At 39.3% G+C, this 18,190-nt stretch carries 13 protein-coding genes; 10 read left to right on the top strand and 3 right to left on the bottom strand.

Features of this window, described 5'->3' with window-relative positions; genetic code table 11:
- The first annotated feature begins 150 nt into the window (after positions 1–150).
- The 4 genes from QRD39_RS05080 (at position 151) to metG (ending at position 5,279) form a co-directional block, all read left to right on the top strand.
- Positions 151–1,227 (top strand): hypothetical protein, encoded by a 1,077-nt coding sequence (locus QRD39_RS05080; RefSeq protein ID WP_285955874.1) that lies wholly within the window; start codon positions 151–153, stop codon positions 1,225–1,227.
- Between the two features lie 130 nt (positions 1,228–1,357).
- Positions 1,358–2,215 (top strand): hypothetical protein, encoded by an 858-nt coding sequence (locus tag QRD39_RS05085; RefSeq protein ID WP_285955875.1) that lies wholly within the window; start codon positions 1,358–1,360, stop codon positions 2,213–2,215.
- A 150-nt stretch (positions 2,216–2,365) separates the two neighbouring features.
- On the top strand, positions 2,366–3,061 hold the full coding sequence (locus QRD39_RS05090) for a hypothetical protein (RefSeq protein WP_285955876.1): 696 nt from the start codon (positions 2,366–2,368) through the stop codon (positions 3,059–3,061).
- Positions 3,062–3,191: 130 nt separating this feature from the next.
- The gene (gene metG / locus QRD39_RS05095; RefSeq protein ID WP_285955877.1) at positions 3,192–5,279 is read left to right on the top strand and encodes a methionine--tRNA ligase; all 2,088 of its coding nucleotides are present in this window, start codon (positions 3,192–3,194) and stop codon (positions 5,277–5,279) included.
- Positions 5,280–5,455: 176 nt separating this feature from the next.
- Here the strand turns inward: metG and QRD39_RS05100 are convergent, their stop codons facing one another.
- The 3 genes from QRD39_RS05100 to QRD39_RS05110 form a co-directional block, all read right to left on the bottom strand.
- The gene (locus tag QRD39_RS05100; RefSeq protein ID WP_285955878.1) at positions 5,456–6,301 is read right to left on the bottom strand and encodes an aldo/keto reductase; all 846 of its coding nucleotides are present in this window, start codon (positions 6,299–6,301) and stop codon (positions 5,456–5,458) included.
- 10 nt (positions 6,302–6,311) lie between these two features.
- Positions 6,312–7,208: a LysR family transcriptional regulator gene (locus QRD39_RS05105; protein WP_021145934.1), complete on the bottom strand. Its 897-nt coding sequence runs from the start codon at positions 7,206–7,208 to the stop codon at positions 6,312–6,314.
- Positions 7,209–7,440: 232 nt separating this feature from the next.
- Positions 7,441–8,181, bottom strand: coding sequence for a CPBP family intramembrane glutamic endopeptidase (locus QRD39_RS05110; RefSeq protein WP_285955879.1), 741 nt, complete (start codon positions 8,179–8,181; stop codon positions 7,441–7,443).
- A 409-nt stretch (positions 8,182–8,590) separates the two neighbouring features.
- Between QRD39_RS05110 and QRD39_RS05115 the strand changes: the two genes are divergently transcribed.
- The 6 genes from QRD39_RS05115 (at position 8,591) to QRD39_RS05140 (ending at position 18,025) form a co-directional block, all read left to right on the top strand.
- Entirely contained in the window at positions 8,591–10,528 is a 1,938-nt protein-coding gene (locus QRD39_RS05115) for a GbpC/Spa domain-containing protein (RefSeq protein WP_285955880.1), read from the top strand.
- Between the two features lie 1,305 nt (positions 10,529–11,833).
- Positions 11,834–12,793: a competence protein CoiA gene (locus QRD39_RS05120; RefSeq protein WP_285955881.1), complete on the top strand. Its 960-nt coding sequence runs from the start codon at positions 11,834–11,836 to the stop codon at positions 12,791–12,793.
- A gap of 10 nt (positions 12,794–12,803) precedes the next feature.
- Positions 12,804–14,609 (top strand): oligoendopeptidase F, encoded by a 1,806-nt coding sequence (gene pepF, locus QRD39_RS05125; RefSeq protein WP_285955882.1) that lies wholly within the window; start codon positions 12,804–12,806, stop codon positions 14,607–14,609.
- Between the two features lie 212 nt (positions 14,610–14,821).
- Positions 14,822–16,042 carry an L-lactate MFS transporter gene (locus tag QRD39_RS05130; protein WP_285955883.1) on the top strand — a complete coding sequence of 407 codons (1,221 nt, stop codon included), beginning with the start codon at positions 14,822–14,824 and terminating at the stop codon, positions 16,040–16,042.
- A 71-nt stretch (positions 16,043–16,113) separates the two neighbouring features.
- On the top strand, positions 16,114–16,821 hold the full coding sequence (locus tag QRD39_RS05135) for an O-methyltransferase (protein ID WP_014633986.1): 708 nt from the start codon (positions 16,114–16,116) through the stop codon (positions 16,819–16,821).
- 61 nt (positions 16,822–16,882) lie between these two features.
- Entirely contained in the window at positions 16,883–18,025 is a 1,143-nt protein-coding gene (locus tag QRD39_RS05140) for a peptidyl-prolyl cis-trans isomerase (RefSeq protein WP_285955884.1), read from the top strand.
- Positions 18,026–18,190 lie beyond the last annotated feature (165 nt).

Raw genomic sequence — 18,190 nt, forward strand, 5'->3', positions numbered from 1 at the left:
CCCACTTACCGACCAAGCAGCTCTTTACTATCGAGAATTGTAGCCTAATGGTTTATTAAAAAACTTACAGGCTTTATGATAATTGTCAAATACTATTTCATCATTAATTTTGGTACAATAGACTTGTAGACCAATAAAAAGGAGATTATTATGAACCAGCAAGAGTGGATTGAGTACTTTGAATTAGTCAACGGTCGCAAACCAAGTCCAGCAGAATTAGCTCAAGCTCAAGCAGCAGGGGAGTTTATTCTTGAGCGACCTAATGTCTTTGGAGCAACTGGACAGGCTAATGAACCAAGAAAAATTAAACCAGCTGAACCTGTTATTTCTATGACGCAACAGCCTCAGTTTGCCCAAACAACAGCAACCTTCCAACAAGCCATGCCAGTGAAAAAAGGAATGTCAAAAAAAGCCAAGATTATTCTAGCATCAGTCTTGGGTGCTGTGGCAGTGATTTTACTTTCTGTTGGTGGCTATTCATTATGGCGTTATCAGTCAGGAAAAATTGTAGATGGAACCTATGAAGTCGTTTCTCTCTCTCGTTATGATGAAGACAAAGATAAAATGGTTGATGGCTTAGATGAATACAAGGACGAAGGTTTGGACGTGCAGTCTTTTGTAGTTGTAAAGAATAATCAATCTAGAACCTACAATTTATTAGAGAGTGACAATAAATCATATGTTAGTTTGATAGACTATGAGATGGATGTTCCTCAGGTATTTGATCCGTGGAATAAAACACAAAGTCAAGTTTTAAATGCGGATCAAGTCGAAGATGCCACAAAAGACTTCATGAAAAAGATGAGAAAAGACTATTCGTTCTATACCAAAGAGGCAGCTGACAAAGTCGTTAAAAAAACAACAAGAGAATATAAAGATACCTTGAAGGAAAAACGTACTTATGTCAAACATGGTGATGAATACACTCTGACTACTTATGATAAAAAAGGAAAGCTTGAGTCACGTATTACCCTTAAACGTTTAAGTAAATCTGATGCAGACAAACGTTGGGATGATTATAAAGACGCTGTCAAGGATTATAAGAAAGAGCTGAAGTCTTATAGCAATCAATACGATGACTTCAAGGACTATTATGGTTATGGTTACGGTAGTGATTATGGAAGTGACTATGGAAGTGACTATGGTTACGGCTATAGTGACGACTATGGTAGCGATTCAAAATCAAGCTCTAGCAGTAGCAGTAAAAAGAGCGTTGATAGAATTTAACATTCATAAGTCTAGTAAAGTAGTATCAGGCATAAAGTCGGGTACTGCTTTTCTTTTTATGAAAATAGTCAAATGGATTTTTGGCATTTTTCTGGTAAAATAGGAGTATCAATGAAAAAAGGGGACTTTTATGAACGAAACAGAATGGTTAGATTATTTTGAAACAATCAATAATCGCAAACCAAGCGAGGAAGAAATTCAACAGGCTAAAGCTAACGGTGAATTTGTAGCTTCAGAGCCTGTGGCAGAGAACAGCCAGCCACAAGTTCAGGTGAGTGGGCCAGTGACTGGACAAGGGACACCAGTTGTGGCACCTAAAAAAGGCTTGTCTAAGACAGTGACGATCATTATTGCTTCTGTTATTGGAGCAGTTGTACTAATTGCACTTTCTTTTGGTGGCTATGCCTATTTCCACCTACAGGGAGGTAAAATCTCAGAAGGAACCTATCAAATAGAAACTTATCGCTATTATGATAAGGACAAGAAAAAGATGGTTGATGGTATGGAATCCTACGAGAAAGGGAAGTTAAAAGACGGTGATTTTGTTAAAGTTAAAGGCAATCAGTTGAAATTTTATAACTACACCTTGGCTGGTGCGGTTAACTTGGTTGACTTTACGGATTATGATACCGAAAAAGCTTTCCGTCTTGATAACTGGTCTAGAACGCTCACACCAACAATGTCTTTGGCTGATTACACAAAAGTCGTTGAGAAAGCTGTAGATAATCGTTATAAAGTGGACGAATATACCACTAAATCTGATATCGACGATAGTAAAAAAGTCTACATTAAGGATTATAAAAAATCTCTTAAAGAGACGGTTCACTATAAGGTCAATGGCGATAAAATTATTGTCCTTATCTATGATAAAAAAGGCAAACTTTCAGAAGAAAAAGTCTTTAAACGCCTAACAAAAGAAGAAGAGAAAAAACTAGATTACGAATATGAGCGCGATGTTAGAGCTGATAAAAAACTCTTTCATTCCTAGTTAAATGTGAAATGAACAAAAACCAGCTAGTCTGGTTTTTTCTTTTATGAAAATAATCACAGAAATATTTCCATAATTTTTGCTACAATAAAAGATAGTTGTTTTCAGTTAATCATTAAACAGTGGACAATGAAGAGGAAAAAGAAAAATATGTACAAAAAATCAGTTAATGCAGGTTCAAAATTTAAATGGCATCGTTTTTTAGTCAAAGGCCTTGCCGGAATCCTAATAATTTTAGGTCTAATGGGTGGAGGCTATGTGTTTTGGAGGCATCACACAGGGAAAATAGCTGATGGTCTTTACCAATTGCAAACGGCTAAGTATTATAACAGTACGACCAAGACCTGGATGGACGGTAAACCTGGTTATGAAGGAACAAAGCTAAAGGATTTTATGCGTGTTGAAGACCAAGAAGCTAAAGAGTACACTTACTATACCTTTGAGAGTAGTTATGGGTCATTTGACAATGTGTCTCCTATTGACTTCGAAACGGGAAAAAACTATAAGGTTAGTGCTTGGTCTAGAACGTTTAAGCCCTTAGTGACTCCTAAAGACTACCAAAAAGAAGTTCATAGCATTGTTCAAAAATACTATAAGGCCAGTGCACTTGTCAGCCAAAAGGCCATCGATCAAATGGAGAAAAAGCTGATTGATCTTTATAAGCGACGAAGTGAAGGAAAAATCAGTTATGAGGCTAAAGGTAATCAGTTGACGGTAATCATATTTGACAAAAAAGGAAAGGCCATCGAAAAGCGGAGTTATAAGCATCTTTCAGGCAAGGATGCTAAGCAATTAGATGCCAACTACCAAAAGGCAGTTAAGCGTTATAAGAAAAGTAATAAGTAACTGTCAGATTTTCTGAATGAATATGCTTTAAAACCAGCTAGTCTGGTTTTTTTAGTGTCCAAAACGTGCTATAATAAGATGTTATATCATCAGTGTTAGCCCATTTGTTAACACATGAAAGGAAATTAAAATGACAAAAACATTCTACATCACAACACCTATCTACTACCCATCTGGTAAATTGCATATTGGTTCTGCCTATACAACCATTGCTTGTGACGTCTTGGCACGTTACAAACGCATGATGAACTATGATGTCTTCTACCTTACTGGGCTTGATGAGCACGGCCAAAAGATTCAACAAAAGGCTGAAGAAGCAGGAATCACACCACAGGAGTATGTGGATGGTATGGCTGTGGGTGTTAAGGACCTCTGGCAACTTTTGGATATCTCATACGATAAATTCATCCGTACGACTGATGATTACCATGAAAAAGTTGTTGCTCAAGTTTTCGAGCGCCTCTTGGAACAAGGAGATATCTACCTTGGTGAATATTCGGGTTGGTATTCAGTCTCAGATGAGGAATTCTTTACAGAAAGCCAGCTTGCAGAAGTTTACCGTGATGAAGAAGGCAATGTCATTGGTGGTGTGGCTCCATCAGGACATGAAGTGGAGCTAGTGTCTGAAGAATCCTATTTCTTTAAACTCAGCAACTATGCAGACCGTTTGACGGCCTTCTTTAAAGAACACCCAGAATTTATCCAACCTGATGGTCGTATGAATGAAATGCTTAAAAACTTCATCGAGCCAGGCTTGGAAGACTTGGCTGTGTCACGTACAACCTTCACTTGGGGGGTTAAAGTCCCATCAGATCCAAAACACGTGGTTTATGTGTGGATTGATGCTCTTATCAACTATATTACAGCCCTTGGTTATGGTCAGGATGAGCATGGTAACTTTGATTTGTTCTGGCAAAATGATGAAAACCACGAAATTATCCACATGATTGGTAAGGATATTCTTCGTTTCCACTCAATCTACTGGCCAATCATCCTTATGGCTCTTGATTTGCCATTGCCTACACGTCTTGTTGCCCACGGTTGGTTCGTCATGAAAGACGGTAAGATGTCTAAGTCTAAAGGAAATGTGATCTATCCAGAAATGTTGGTAGAGCGTTTTGGTCTTGATCCACTCCGTTACTACCTCATGCGTAGTCTTCCAGTTGGTTCAGACGGTACCTTCACGCCAGAAGACTATGTGGCCCGTATCAACTATGAGTTGGCTAACGACCTTGGAAACCTCCTCAACCGTACAGTTGCCATGATTAACAAGTATTTTGGTGGTCAAGTACCAAAATTTGAAAAATATTCACACGAAGAACAGGTTAAAATGGAAGATGGTTCTTGGGAAACTGTCTATCCACCAGCTAGGACGTTAGAGTTATATTCAGATGCTACCGTATCAGCTTATTGTAAGTTCATGGAAAGAGTGGATTTTCCAAAAGCTTTAGATAGAGTTTGGTCGCTTATTAATCAAGCTAATAAGTATATTGATAAAACTGAACCTTGGAAGTTAGGAAATACTAATAACAAATCCGACATAGAAAAATTAGAAGAGGTTATGAGCCATTTAGTTGCTTCTTTGAGAGTTATAGCTTATCTCATTCACCCATTTATGGTAAAGACTTCTAATAAGATTTTAGATCAACTTGGAATGGAGAAAATCGATTCTAAACGAAAATCTAAAGTTAATTTATTTGATGGGAAGAAGTTTCTTAAATTTGATAATATTTCACCCAATTTGACAGTCGTTTCAAAAGGTACACCAATCTTCCCACGTCTTGACATGGACGAAGAAATTGCCTACATCCAATCTCAAATGAACGCAGGCAAACCACAAGAAAAAGAATGGAACCCAGAAGAGGTCGACCTTAAATCTGAAAAAGACCAAATTAAATTTGACGACTTTGACAAGGTTGAAATCCGTGTCGCTGAAGTTAAAGAAGTAGAAAAAGTCGAAGGTTCAGACAAATTGCTCCGTTTCCGTCTTGATGCTGGTGACGGTGAAGACCGCCAAATCCTCTCAGGTATCGCTATATTCTATCCAAATGAACAAGAATTGGTTGGCAAGAAACTTCAAGTCGTGGCGAACCTCAAACCACGTAAGATGATGAAAAAATATGTCAGCCAAGGTATGATTCTTTCTGCTGAACATGACGGCAAACTCACTGTCTTGACAGTAGACCCATCTGTTCCAAACGGAAGTGTGATTGGGTAAAACAATTTAGTTTTTTGCGATTTCCTCAAGAGGAAATAGGATGACGAAGCGCTTTTGAATAATAAGGCTTCTGTTCCATTCCCTATTTTGAATTTTAAAGGGTGCTCCTACTTACCTAAGGGCAATCTAAATAAGACATTTTTAACATTAAAACGAGTTCAGTCGAACTCGTTTTCTTATACACTATATTTCAGTAAATGCTTAATGCGTTCCACGCTTTCATCAGGACCATAAGCATTTGGGTATCGGTCTAATTTACTGATAGCATCAAGGTCTGCCTGGTTTAGGTGAAAGTTAAAGCTATCAAAGTTTTCCTTCATCCGTTCGATATGGGTGCTTTTAGGGATGGTTAGAATACCTTGCTGGGTTTGCCATCTGAGGATGACCTGGGCAACTGTCTTGCCATGTTTTTCAGCGATAGCAGTTAGGGTTGAGTCCTGAAAAATACCATCCTCTCCTCTGTGAAAAGGGGCCCATGCTTGCGTCAGAGTACCAAATTTCTTATCAGCTTTCTGGATAAGTTTGTGTTGTTTATAGGGATGCAACTCTATTTGGTTGACTGCTGGAACAACAGGAGTTTGCAAGGCAAAATCCGCCAAACGTCCTGTTGAGAAGTTAGAAACCCCGATGGCTCTAATAAGTCCTTCATGCTGAAGCTCAATCATAGCACGCCAGGCACCATGTAAGTCGCCAAAAGGTTGATGAATCAAATATAAATCAAGATAGTCAGTATCTAGTTTGCGGAGGGTCTCTTTTAAGGCTAATTTGGTATCTTCGTAGCCGAGCTGGCTAATCCAGGCCTTGCTGGTTAGGAAAATATCTTCACGAGGAATGCCAGAAGTCTTAATGGCACGACCCACAGCCTTCTCATTACGGTAAAGACTGGCTGTATCAATCAGACGATAGCCGACAGAAAGAGCATCTTCTACGGCTTTTTGACATTCCTTTTGGTCGAAAATTTGCCAGACGCCAAAACCGAGTACGGGGATTTTGATGCCGTTGTTAAGTGTTTGAAATTCCATTTTCTTCTCCTTAGTGGTGGGGTAGTAAGCTATCTTGGATTTCTTCGATAAATGCTTGGATAATTGCAGATTTTTTCTGTTTATTATTGGTCACAATACCCAAGGTGTGCTTGGGACTGTCCTTAAGTGGGATTAGGACAATCTGGTCCTTGATAAAACTGTTGACAATACCAAGGCCAGAAGCATAACTATCAGAGGCACAGAGCAAATTCATGACACTACCTCGGTCATTACTGTAGATAACCTGTTGATCAGGTAGAACCTCCAGAGGGTCCTCATCAAAGTGAATACCAGAACTTTCCTGACGAAAACGGACCTGTGGATAGCCCTCTAAATCCTTGAGATTGAGGGATTTTTTCTTGGCTAAGGGATGTTGACGCCCCAAGAAAATCTTAGTCTCAAACTCCCCAAGCGGAGTAAATGCCAAATCCATGTGTTTGAAACTACGCTCTAGGATGTGGGCATTGTCTTCATCAAGGTAAATAATCCCCAAGTCACTTTCGAAACTCTCCACACTTTTGAGAATCTTTCTGGTGGTTGTTTCAATCAGTTGAAATTCTTGATAATCACTACGAAAGCGTTTGGCAATGTGAGCCATGGGAAGTGACAAAAAATCATAGTGGTGACTAGCAATAGTGAATGATTTCTTGAAGGACTTGCGATAGCGTCCTTCTAGTAGATCTAGCTCTCCAAGGATACGTTTGGCGTATTTGAGAAAATCATGGCCATCATCAGTCAGTTTGGCTCCTGTATTGGAGCGCTCAAAGAGTAGAACTCCTAGTTCTTCCTCTAAATCACGAATGGATGCTGAAAGATTGGGTTGCGTCAAAAAGAGTTTCTTAGCAGCTTTACTAAAAGACCCTGTTTCAGCTATAGTCTGAACATAGCGGCATTGTTGAAAATTCATAAGCATCCCCTTTTTTAAAAACATGATTGTGACCTATATTATAACAAAATGAGAAGTCTAATATCAGCAAAATCCTGATAGGAATCAATGAAGACCTGATATGAAATTTTTATGAAGCCAGGTCTTATAAGAGTAGTGAGGATTGAGAGGGTTGGAAGAAGGGATTTCGACAAAAGAAAAGCACTCCAAAAGTTAGTTTTTTTGTCTAACTTTTGAAATGCTGTATAAAGTGTCAGTTACTAAGACGTCTAATGGCATCCAACTTTTTAGGTCGAATGAGGAAGAGTCCGATGGCAATGAGTGGTAACCAGAGAATGAAATGCCAGATACTTGTAGCTGGAGCAGCCTGCGTTGATTGTGACATCAAGACACTGGTAAAGTCAACCAAAAAGTGCAGAATGATAGTCCACCAGAGGCTACCTGTGCGTAGGTAAATAGCAGCAAAGAATATGCCGATAGCCGAGGCATAGTAAACTTGAAACAGGGTAGCATCCAAAGGTTGGTGGGTGAGATTTCCTAGATGAGCCAATCCAAAAAATAAGGCTGATAAGAGAACGGCCCCCAAAATTTGTTTTGAAGACCTAATACCATCTTGGAAGGCGAGTTTAAGGAAGAGTCCACGAAAAACATATTCTTCAAAAAAACCGGCTCCTAAGGCGACAATCAAGGCGGTACCAATCATATGAGGTGCCTTACTAATACCCAAAGCTCCCCCAGAAATATAGATACAGTCAGCTAAAATAATCAACCAACAAACACGTAAGGTTTCAGCCAGACCTATCTTTTGAGTGGATTTGATTTTTAAACCTAGTCGCCTATGTACTAGGAAGTAACATCCGCACCCAAGAACAAGCGTTTTAATAAGATAGGCTAAATTTTCAGGCAAGGGCCTGAGTATCAAACGAAGTGCGAGGTTCGCAAAAATAATAGTGATCCCCAAAAGGAGCAGTGTCCTAACTTCTTTCTTTGTCATTGAAAAAGTTCCCCAACTTTCTTAACATTTTTTTCAAGCATACGACGAAAAGCTATTAAAGTCAAGGCCTTAAAGGTAGTTTTTCTGTTCTTTTATCAAGAAGGATAAGAGCTTTAGATGAGGTTGAGTCTCTAGGGATGCGTTTTGACTCTAATCGTTATCTCTGAGGAGGGTTTGACAACTGTAAAAAAATAAATGAAGAAATGGTACCTTCTTCTTATACATATCTAGGATAATTGTAAAGAAATGATTAAAATATAACAAAAATGTGTCATATTTTAAAAGTGTGTAGCAAATACATAAGTTTTTTTTCATAAATCTATTGCTAAAATTTAAAAATCACGGTAGTATATTAAACGGTTAAGTAAAACTGGTTAATAAAGCATTAACCGAAAAGGAGAAAGTATAAATGAAAGTCAACCCATTTAAAACAACATTATATTCAAGTGTATTGCTTGCAGGACTTGCTGCTACTAGCGTAGCAGCCGCAGATGAAGCTAAAGATGCCACAGTAGCTACAGATACTGATGCCACAGTCTCAAATGCGACTGCAGAATCAAGTGCTAATCTTGTTAAGACAACAGGAGATGCAGCAGTTGTTACAACTGTACCTGGAACAGAAGAAACAACAACAACTGAAACAGATACTACTGTAAAAACAACAACTAAAGCTATTGCTGAAGTGTCAAACCCTGACTTTGATAATGCTGTTGAAACTGCAAAAACTACGGCAGCTGCATCAAAAGACTCTGCTGATGTTAAGGCTGTTCAAGAACAAGCAGCTAAAGATGCACAAACAGCTTCAAACACAGTTGTTTCTGAAAATAAATTAACACGTGAAGAAGCTGATGCGGCGCTTACATCTGCTCAAGCAAATGTTGTCGCTACAGGAGGATTCACAGTAAGTGAAGAAGCGGGTGTTAAACATACTAGTGTTGAAGCTGCCAACAATGACAACAAAGTGCAAACTAAAGCTTTGACGACTGCTGTCTCAGACTATAAACAAAAACTTGCAGATTACAAGACACAATTGGATAAATACTACCAAGACGTTCTTGCTTATGCTGCTTGGCAAAAATCTTACAAAGAATATACTGGTGGTTCAAATGCTCGTCTTTTGACAAAAGGATTAGCAGAGAATGCGACTGGTTTGATTTATCAAACAGAGGCTAATGCCGCAATGACTGTTGAAAATTCAGCTGGTTCTGTTGACTACTTGGATAAAAACATCCAATCAGGTCATTCAGAAGATGAAATTCTTCAACAGTTCAATACATCTCGTTACATTCCAAGTGATTTCAGTGCTGCTAATGGGACACAATATACTATTAACGCTGATGGTGAGTATACTGAAGATGTATGGTTGAAGATGGCTACAGGTCAAACATTGACTGTAACCTACAACAACCTTAACGGAACGTCATACAATGGTACTCCAGTTAAGAAAATCGTTGCAACATACACTTTGGTAGAAGCACCAAGTACAGATGGTTCTGCCATTGTTAAGTTGTACCACGATCCAACTAAGACCCTTTTTATTGGTTCACAAACTGACGATACTAACAAAAAACTTCATGTTAAGATGAACTTGAACTTCTTTGATTCTGAGTCATCAGTGACACCACTTGACTTGTCTAAGAATGGATCAGTTTTGAGTATCTCATCACTTAACCATTGGAACACTGAACTTGGAAACCACATCGAAAAAGTTGGTTTGAATGGAAACGAATACGTTCAAATCCCTGGTTCATCTATCACTTTGCATGAAGATGGCTATGCTTATGCAAGCAATGATAACGAATTTGTGGCTAATGGTGCTCGTTTTAACAGCGACCCAACAGTAGATCCAACAACTGGTGAAGTGACTGATGAGGGGTGGGATGCTATCAACCCAGATGGAACACCTCGCACGAAGAATGCTTACTATGGTGCAGCTGCAACAATCTTCAAAGGTCAACCAATGGACTTTATCGTAAGCGGAAATAACCTCAACGTTCCAACAGCTTACTGGTTCGCAACAAACTCAACTGTGGTTGTTCCTGAATTGCCAGAAGAACCAAATAAGCCAGTTCTTCCAAATACAGTTTCAGTATCAGTTACTTACCACAAGAACTTTGTATCTGTTGAAAAAACAACTGAGAAACCAAAACCACAAGTACCAACAACTCCAACAGAACCAAAATCTGTTAAACCTGTGACACCAACATCAGTTCCTGTAAAAGAAGAGGCTCCAGCTCTTCCATCTACTGGTGAAAAATCAACAGCAGCTTCTGCAGCAGCCGGTGCAGCTATGGTGACATCAGCTTTGGCCTTGTTTGGTATCTCAACTTACAAACGTAAACACTAAGATAAGTTATAGAAACTAGGAAGATGATTTTCCTAGTTTTTTTATGCAAGAAATGATTAGAGAAATTGGCTATAAAAAAATATGAAATTTTCTGATAATTACTAAATATCATCCAAACAGATAAAAAAAGGTGAAAGAAACAAAAGTTTTCTAATTTTTCAACACCCCCCAGAAATGCTTTTGTTATAGTGGTTTTAGGCGTTCCCCCTCTTTGAATTAGCTGTTTAAAAAATATTTTCAAAAAATATGAAATAAATTAATTGACAAAAAATTATAATACAGTATAATAGATACTGTTAGGAAGAGTTTGTTTTTTGACAGGGTGACTCCCTAGTCAAAAAGGACTATCTTAGAATTCAAAATTCTAAGTTATCAAATTCCAATGTTTCATTGTGATGATTTAAAAAGAGAAGATTTGAACAGCAAACAAATTAGATTAATCTATTTAAAACATCAGCATCATCGTAGCGGGGGCTAGCGGTATTTTTAATCCGTGTAGAGACAAACGACAGATTCAAAAACAGCAGAATCGGTAGAGGCTACTCTTCGGAAACGAAGAGGGAGAGAAAATAAAGCAGCAACTGCATATACTTATCAGAAGGTGGACTAAGCCTAAGATAGGTAGTATGTTTTGAGAGTGGCTATTTTAGCCAGTACTCATCTAGAGATTAGTATCTTGAAAGCAGGATGACTGCCTGCTATACAGAGCTTGAGGGAAAGCTTTATTAGATTGACTGACTATCAATCTCGGGATACTTTGAAGCTAGAGACCATTTTGGACCAACACGGTTTTGCGTTTGTTGGTATTGAACTGCACCTAGGGAAATGGTGGTTCAATGTTAGTAAATAAGGATTTTGGATGGTAAGCATCCAAGTCTAAAAATTGTTTTATCTTATTATTGACTAAAGGGATTAAGTCCTTGATGAGAGTTAGGAACAAAAGGGTGATAAGCATATTAGGATGATGTTCCAGTGGCGGAATTTGACCAGATGTTTGTGAGAGCATCTGTCTGTGCTACATTGGCTATTTTCAATAGTCGTGTGGGATAGAGACTGTTTTCAGCTTCTAATTTCAGGGTAGATTGGGGGATTTACCTCTAGAAATTGAAAGATTGAAAAGAGTTCAAATGGATTGAGCGGCACTTGTAACCTAAGGTAAGCAATACACCTATAAACCTATGTTTCCATGCAGCAGGGAGCAAGTTTCAATTCGAATGGGGGACGCATCTAGAGAAATCTAGATGCTTTTTTTCATTTTATGACATCTTTTGCGAATAAGTAATAGAGTGCATAAAGGAGAGAGTCATGTTAATTGCTAAAAATCAGGAAGGTCTCTTGGTTTCGGCTCTTGAAAATGGGTTGAACCGTGAGAAAATTTATAGGTGCCCTGGCTGTCAAGGGATTGTAATGTTGAGACAGGGACAGGTGATGTGCCCGCATTTTGCCCACAAATCCTTGCAGGGTTGTCAGTTTTTCTCAGAAAACGAATCGGCCCAACATTTATCCCTAAAAGCTGCTTTGTATCAGTCCTTGGACAATCATGGCGAAAAAGTTTGTATTGAAAAGGTGATACCTGAGTTGGGCCAGATTGCAGATTTATTCGTTGGAGATTCCCTGGCTCTGGAAGTCCAATGTTCTCGTTTGTCACAGAAACGTCTCAGAGAGCGGACCTTAGCTTACCATCAAATAGGTTACGAAGTACGTTGGCTTTTGGGACAAGAACTGTGGCTAGGACAGCGTTTAACAGATCTACAGCGTGATTTTCTTTATTTTACAGCTAAGATAGGTTTCCACCTCTGGGAACTCGATTGGGAGAGGGAAGAAGTGAGACTTAAGTATCTCATCTATGAGGATATTTTTGGGAAGGTTCATTATTTAACCAAGTCTTGGTCCTTAACCGAAAATCTCATGTCCATATTACGTTTTCCCTATCAGGCAAGGAAGGTGGAGACTTATCAAGTGCCTCAACGAAGGAAGGTCTCGCGTTTGATTCAAAGAGAGTTGATGGGCAAAAATCCAAGGTGGATGAAAAGACAGGAGACAGCTTACCTTAAGGGAATGAATTTATTAAGTATGTCCGATCAGGATTTTTTTCCACAAGTGAGGTTTCCTGAATCCAAGCAAGGATTCGTGCAAATTAGACTAGCACTTGATGGTTTTGAAAAGGTTTTTAAGCAATATTATCGAAAAAGGGATTTTTCTTACAGACAAACCCTCTACCCTCCTACCTTTTATGCTAAAATAGTAGAGTATAGACACAATTAAGGAGAATATTATGTCAGACAATCGTAGTCATTTAGAAGAAAAATATACATGGGATTTGACCACCATTTTTGCGACAGATGCTGCTTGGGAAGCTGAATATGAAAGTACTGTTCAGGATCTTAAGAAAGCTAGTGCCTTTGCTGGTCACCTCTTGGACTCAGCCAAGAATTTGCTTGAGGCTACAGAACTTTATATGAGTTTGATGCGTCGTTTGGAAAAGATCTACGTTTATGCGTCAATGAAAAATGACCAAGACACAACGGTTGGTCTTTATCAAGAATACCAAGCTAAAGCTTCAAACCTTTACTCACAGTTGAGTGAATCCTTTGCTTACTTTGAGCCTGAATTTATGGCTTTGGATGCTGAAAAACTAGCATTCTTCAAAGAACAAGAACCTGGTCTTGAACTTTATGACCACTATTTCGAGCGTCTTTTAGCCAACAAAGACCATGTGCTTTCACAAGAAGCAGAAGGTCTTTTGGCAGCAGCCGGCGATATTTTCAATGGCCCAACAGAGACCTTTAATGTCTTGGATAACGCTGATATCCTCTTCCCATGGGTATCAGATGGTCAAGGGGATGTGATTGAGTTGACACATGGTAACTTTATCACGCTCATGGAGTCTAAAGACCGTGACATTCGTAAGGGAGCTTATGAAGCGATGTATGGAACCTACGAACAGTTCCAACATACCTATGCACAAACCCTCCAAGGCGTGGTCAAGGTTCACAATTACCAAGCTAAAGTACGTCACTATAACTCAGCACGTCATGCAGCGCTTGCGGCTAACTTTATTCCAGAAAGTGTTTATGACTCACTCTTGGAGTCAGTGCACAAACATTTACCACTTTTACACCGCTACCTAGATTTGCGTAAGAAGGTCTTGGGACTTGATGAGCTTAAGATGTATGATGTCTATACGCCACTCTCTGAGACTGAGACTGCTCTTACTTATGAAGAATCCCTCAAGAAAGCAGAAGAAGTCTTGGCTATCTTTGGTGAAGAGTATAGTGAAGGGGTTCATGCAGCCTTTACGGAACGTTGGATTGATGTTCACCCTAACAAAGGGAAACGCTCTGGTGCCTACTCAGGTGGTGCCTATGATACCAATGCCTTCATGCTTTTGAACTGGCAAGATACTTTGGACAATCTCTTTACCTTGGTTCACGAGACTGGTCATAGCTTGCACTCAACCTTCACACGTAAAACCCAACCATATGTTTATGGGGATTACCCAATTTTCTTGGCGGAAATTGCGTCAACAACTAATGAAAATATCTTAACAGAAACTCTTCTCAAAGAAGTTAAAGATGACAAGACACGCTTTGCTATCCTCAACCACTTCTTGGATGGCTTTAAGGGAACAGTTTTCCGTCAAACTCAATTTGCTGAGTTTGAACATGCTATTCACGAAGCGGATGCATCAGGTCAAATCTTGACAGCCGACTTCATGAATAAACTTTACGCAGACCTCAATGAGAAATACTATAACCTTAAAGCTGAAGATAACTACGAAATTCAGTTTGAGTGGGAACGTATTCCGCATTTCTACATGAATTACTATGTCTACCAATACGCTACAGGGTTTGCAGCAGCAAGCTACTTGGCTGAAAAAATTGTTCACGGTACTGAGGAGGATAAAGAAGCTTACCTTACTTACCTTAAGGCGGGAAGCTCAGATTATCCTTTGGAAGTTATCAAGAAAGCTGGTGTTGATATGACTAATACCGACTACTTGGATGCTGCCTTCAAAGTTTTTGAAGACCGTCTCGTTGAATTGGAAGCCTTGGTTGAAAAAGGTGTTCACCTTTCTTAAAAAAGTCATTATACTATATGAGAGAATCATTCTGGAAAAGAGTGGTTCTTTTTATGTCTAAAAACGAACATTTACAGTATAAAAGTCTTGATTAATACGGAAATTACTAATGAGCATATTTATAGCCCTTTGTTTATATTCATGATAGACTAAAAACCTAACGTTTTATAATTGATAAGTGAACAATGTTCAGAAATAGAAAGTAGGTTTTTGTGAAAACAACCAATCGTTATCTTGTAGCAACGTGTGGTGTCTTACTCCATCTCATGTTGGGGTCTACCTATGCTTGGAGTATCTATCGTAATCCTATTATGGCCCAGACTGGCTGGGATCAATCTTCAGTTTCTTTTGCCTTTTCATTGGCCATCTTTTGTCTTGGTCTTTCTGCAGCCTTCATGGGACGTTTGGTTGAAAAATTTGGTCCTAGAGTGACTGGAAGTATGTCGGCTGTTCTCTATGCTGGAGGTAACATTCTAACAGGAATTGCCATTGCTCAGGGAGAGCTGTGGATACTTTATCTTGGTTACGGTATTCTTGGTGGTCTAGGGCTGGGTGTGGGGTATATTACGCCTGTTTCAACCATCATTAAGTGGTTTCCTGATAAGCGTGGACTTGCGACTGGTCTTGCCATCATGGGCTTTGGCTTTGCCTCACTGCTAACCAGTCCTATTGCCCAATATCTGATTCAGGCACGTGGTGTTGAGCAGACCTTTTATATCTTGGGAGTTGTTTATTTTATTGTGATGCTTTTTGTCTCACAATTCATTAAACGACCAAGTGTAGAGGAAGCACAACTGTTGGCTGACAAGAGTCCAAACCGTCAGGCTGCTGATTTGAGCAAAGGGGTTACGGCTAATGAAGCTCTGAAATCGTCAACTTTCTACTGGTTATGGCTTATCTTGTTTATCAATATTTCATGTGGCTTAGCCCTTGTCTCTGCTATTTCTCCAATGGCTCAAGATATGGTTGGGATGTCAGCGGAATCAGCAGCAGTTGTTGTCGGTGTTATGGGAATCTTTAATGGTTTTGGTCGCCTTCTGTGGGCAGGCTTGTCGGATTATATTGGGCGTCCGAAGACCTTTATCCTCCTCTTTGTGGTTAATATCGTTATGGCTATCCTCCTAATTGTCCTGCAAGTTCCACTTGTCTTTGTGGTTGCGATGGCTGTTCTGATGACTTGCTACGGGGCAGGATTCTCCTTGATTCCTCCCTACCTTAGCGATATCTTCGGGGCAAAGGAATTGGCTACCCTTCATGGTTATATTCTGACTGCCTGGGCTATGGCAGCCTTGGTGGGACCAATGCTCCTGTCGGTAGCCTATGAATTGACAAAATCTTACCAGATGACCTTGCTTGTTTTCATTGCTCTTTACGTGGTAGCTTTAGTTATTGCTTACCTCTTGAAAAAGAAGGTTATTCGTCAAGTAGTCTAATGATGAGGATTTGAGTTATAGATAAGAAAACTCTCTAGCACTCGCTAGGGATTTTTTATATAATAAAACACATGGTTAAATCATATAGTAAAAACGCAAATCACAACATGCGTCGCCCAGTAGTAAACAAGGATATCGTGGACTACATGCGAACGCATCTTCAGGAAAATAAAGGGCATTTGGCTGAGCTGGAGGCCTTTGCTCGTAAGGAAAATATTCCAATTATTCAGCACGAAGTTGTTGCTTATTTCCGATTTTTGTTACAGACCTTGCAGCCTAAGAAAATCCTTGAGGTAGGAACGGCTATTGGTTTTTCAGCTCTTCTAATGGCTGAGTACGCCCCTGATGCTCAGATTACGACGGTTGATCGTAATGAAGAAATGATTGGCTTTGCCAAGGAAAATCTAGCCAAGTATGACAGTCGCAAACAAATTACCTTAGTTGAAGGTGATGCAGCAGAAGTTTTGCAAGATTTGGACACTGATTATGATTTTGTTTTTATGGACTCAGCCAAGTCTAAATATATCGTCTTTCTGCCTGAAATCCTAAAACGTCTCAAGGTAGGTGGTGTCATTGTCTTTGATGATATCTTCCAAGGGGGGGATATTGCCAAAGACATCATGGAGGTTCGTCGTGGTCAGCGTACGATTTACCGTGGTTTGCATCGTCTTTTTGATGCGACCTTAGATAACCCTGGTTTGACTGCTAGTTTGGTACCTATGAGTGACGGACTTCTTATGCTTCGGAAAAATTCTGAAAATATTATCTTGCCAGATTAAGCATTATTTAAGTAAGTGTGGTATAATAACAAAGATATTGACAATTTAAGGAGTAGATAGAATGGCTAAAGAAAATGAAAACCTTGAGTCAACAGAAGAAACTGTTGAAGAGGTTGTAGCAGACAAAGACGTAGAACAAGAGCAACTTGATCGCCAAAAAGAAGAAGAGGAAAGCATCGCCCTCGCTAGTGAAAAAGCGAAAGAAAAAGCTAAACGTGCTAAAACTAAGAAAACACGTGATGCTGGTAAACCAAGTTCAGGTGGTCGCTTCCTCGGAGGTCTTGCCCTTGTAGCTGTCTCAGCTCTTGTTGGTGCAGGGATTACATATGTTTCTCTTGGGAACAAAACAACTGAAGAAACAACTTTGGTATCTATGAAGGGTGATACTGTCACTGTTGGTGATGTGTTTGATTCACTTAAAGGTAGCAGCCAAACCCAACAAAGTGTTTTGAGTGCAACCTTGCAAAAAGCTCTTGAAAAAGAATACGGTAGCAAGGTCAGTAAAGAAGACGTTGATAAAGCCTACAAACAAGCTTCAGAACAGTATGGAGAACAATTCTCACAAGTTCTTGCAGCTTATGGTCAAACAGAAGAGTCATATCGTACACAAATCCGTACGCAAAAATTGGTGGAATATGCTGTTAACCAAGCAGCTAAGAAAGATTTAACAGAAGCAAACTACAAGGCTGCTTATGATAACTACACACCAAATACAGAGGTTCAAGTCGTTTCAACAACTGATAAGGCAGTAGCTGATAAGGTTGACTCTGAAGCTAAAGCAGAAGGCGCAGACTTCTCACAAGTCGCTAAAAATAATAGCTTGGAAGTGAACTCTAAGACAGTTAACTCAGCATCTCAAGACTTCCCAACAGACGTTTTGACAGCAGCTTTCAAACAAGATGCCAATGCTGTTTCTGATGTAGTCACAGTTTCAAACAGTTCAACAGGTGCAGCTACTTATTACATCGTTAAGACTGTTTCAAAATCTGATAAAAATGCAGATTGGAAAAACTACAAGGATGATTTGACTAAGGTTATCATCAATGGTAAGAAAGCTGATACTAACTTCACTAACTCAGTAATTGCTAAGGTTCTTAAAAAATACAATGTTAAGGTTGTAGATAAAGCCTTTAGCGCAATTCTTGACCAGTATGTGACTGGTTCTGGAGCTTCATCAAGTTCAACATCAAGCTCTAGCAAATAAATCACAAGATAGAGTTGATAATCTTGTTATCAACTTGACCTAAGACCTAAAACACGTTAAAATGGAAAGTAACGAAGAGTTTTAATATTAGGAAACTCTGAGTCTTCCCTTTGAGAAAGGTAATCATTACTTCGGATACAGAAAAATGGCGGTTGCTGCGAGCCA

This window comes from Streptococcus raffinosi, from assembly GCF_030284685.1.
GTDB lineage: Bacteria > Bacillota > Bacilli > Lactobacillales > Streptococcaceae > Streptococcus > Streptococcus raffinosi.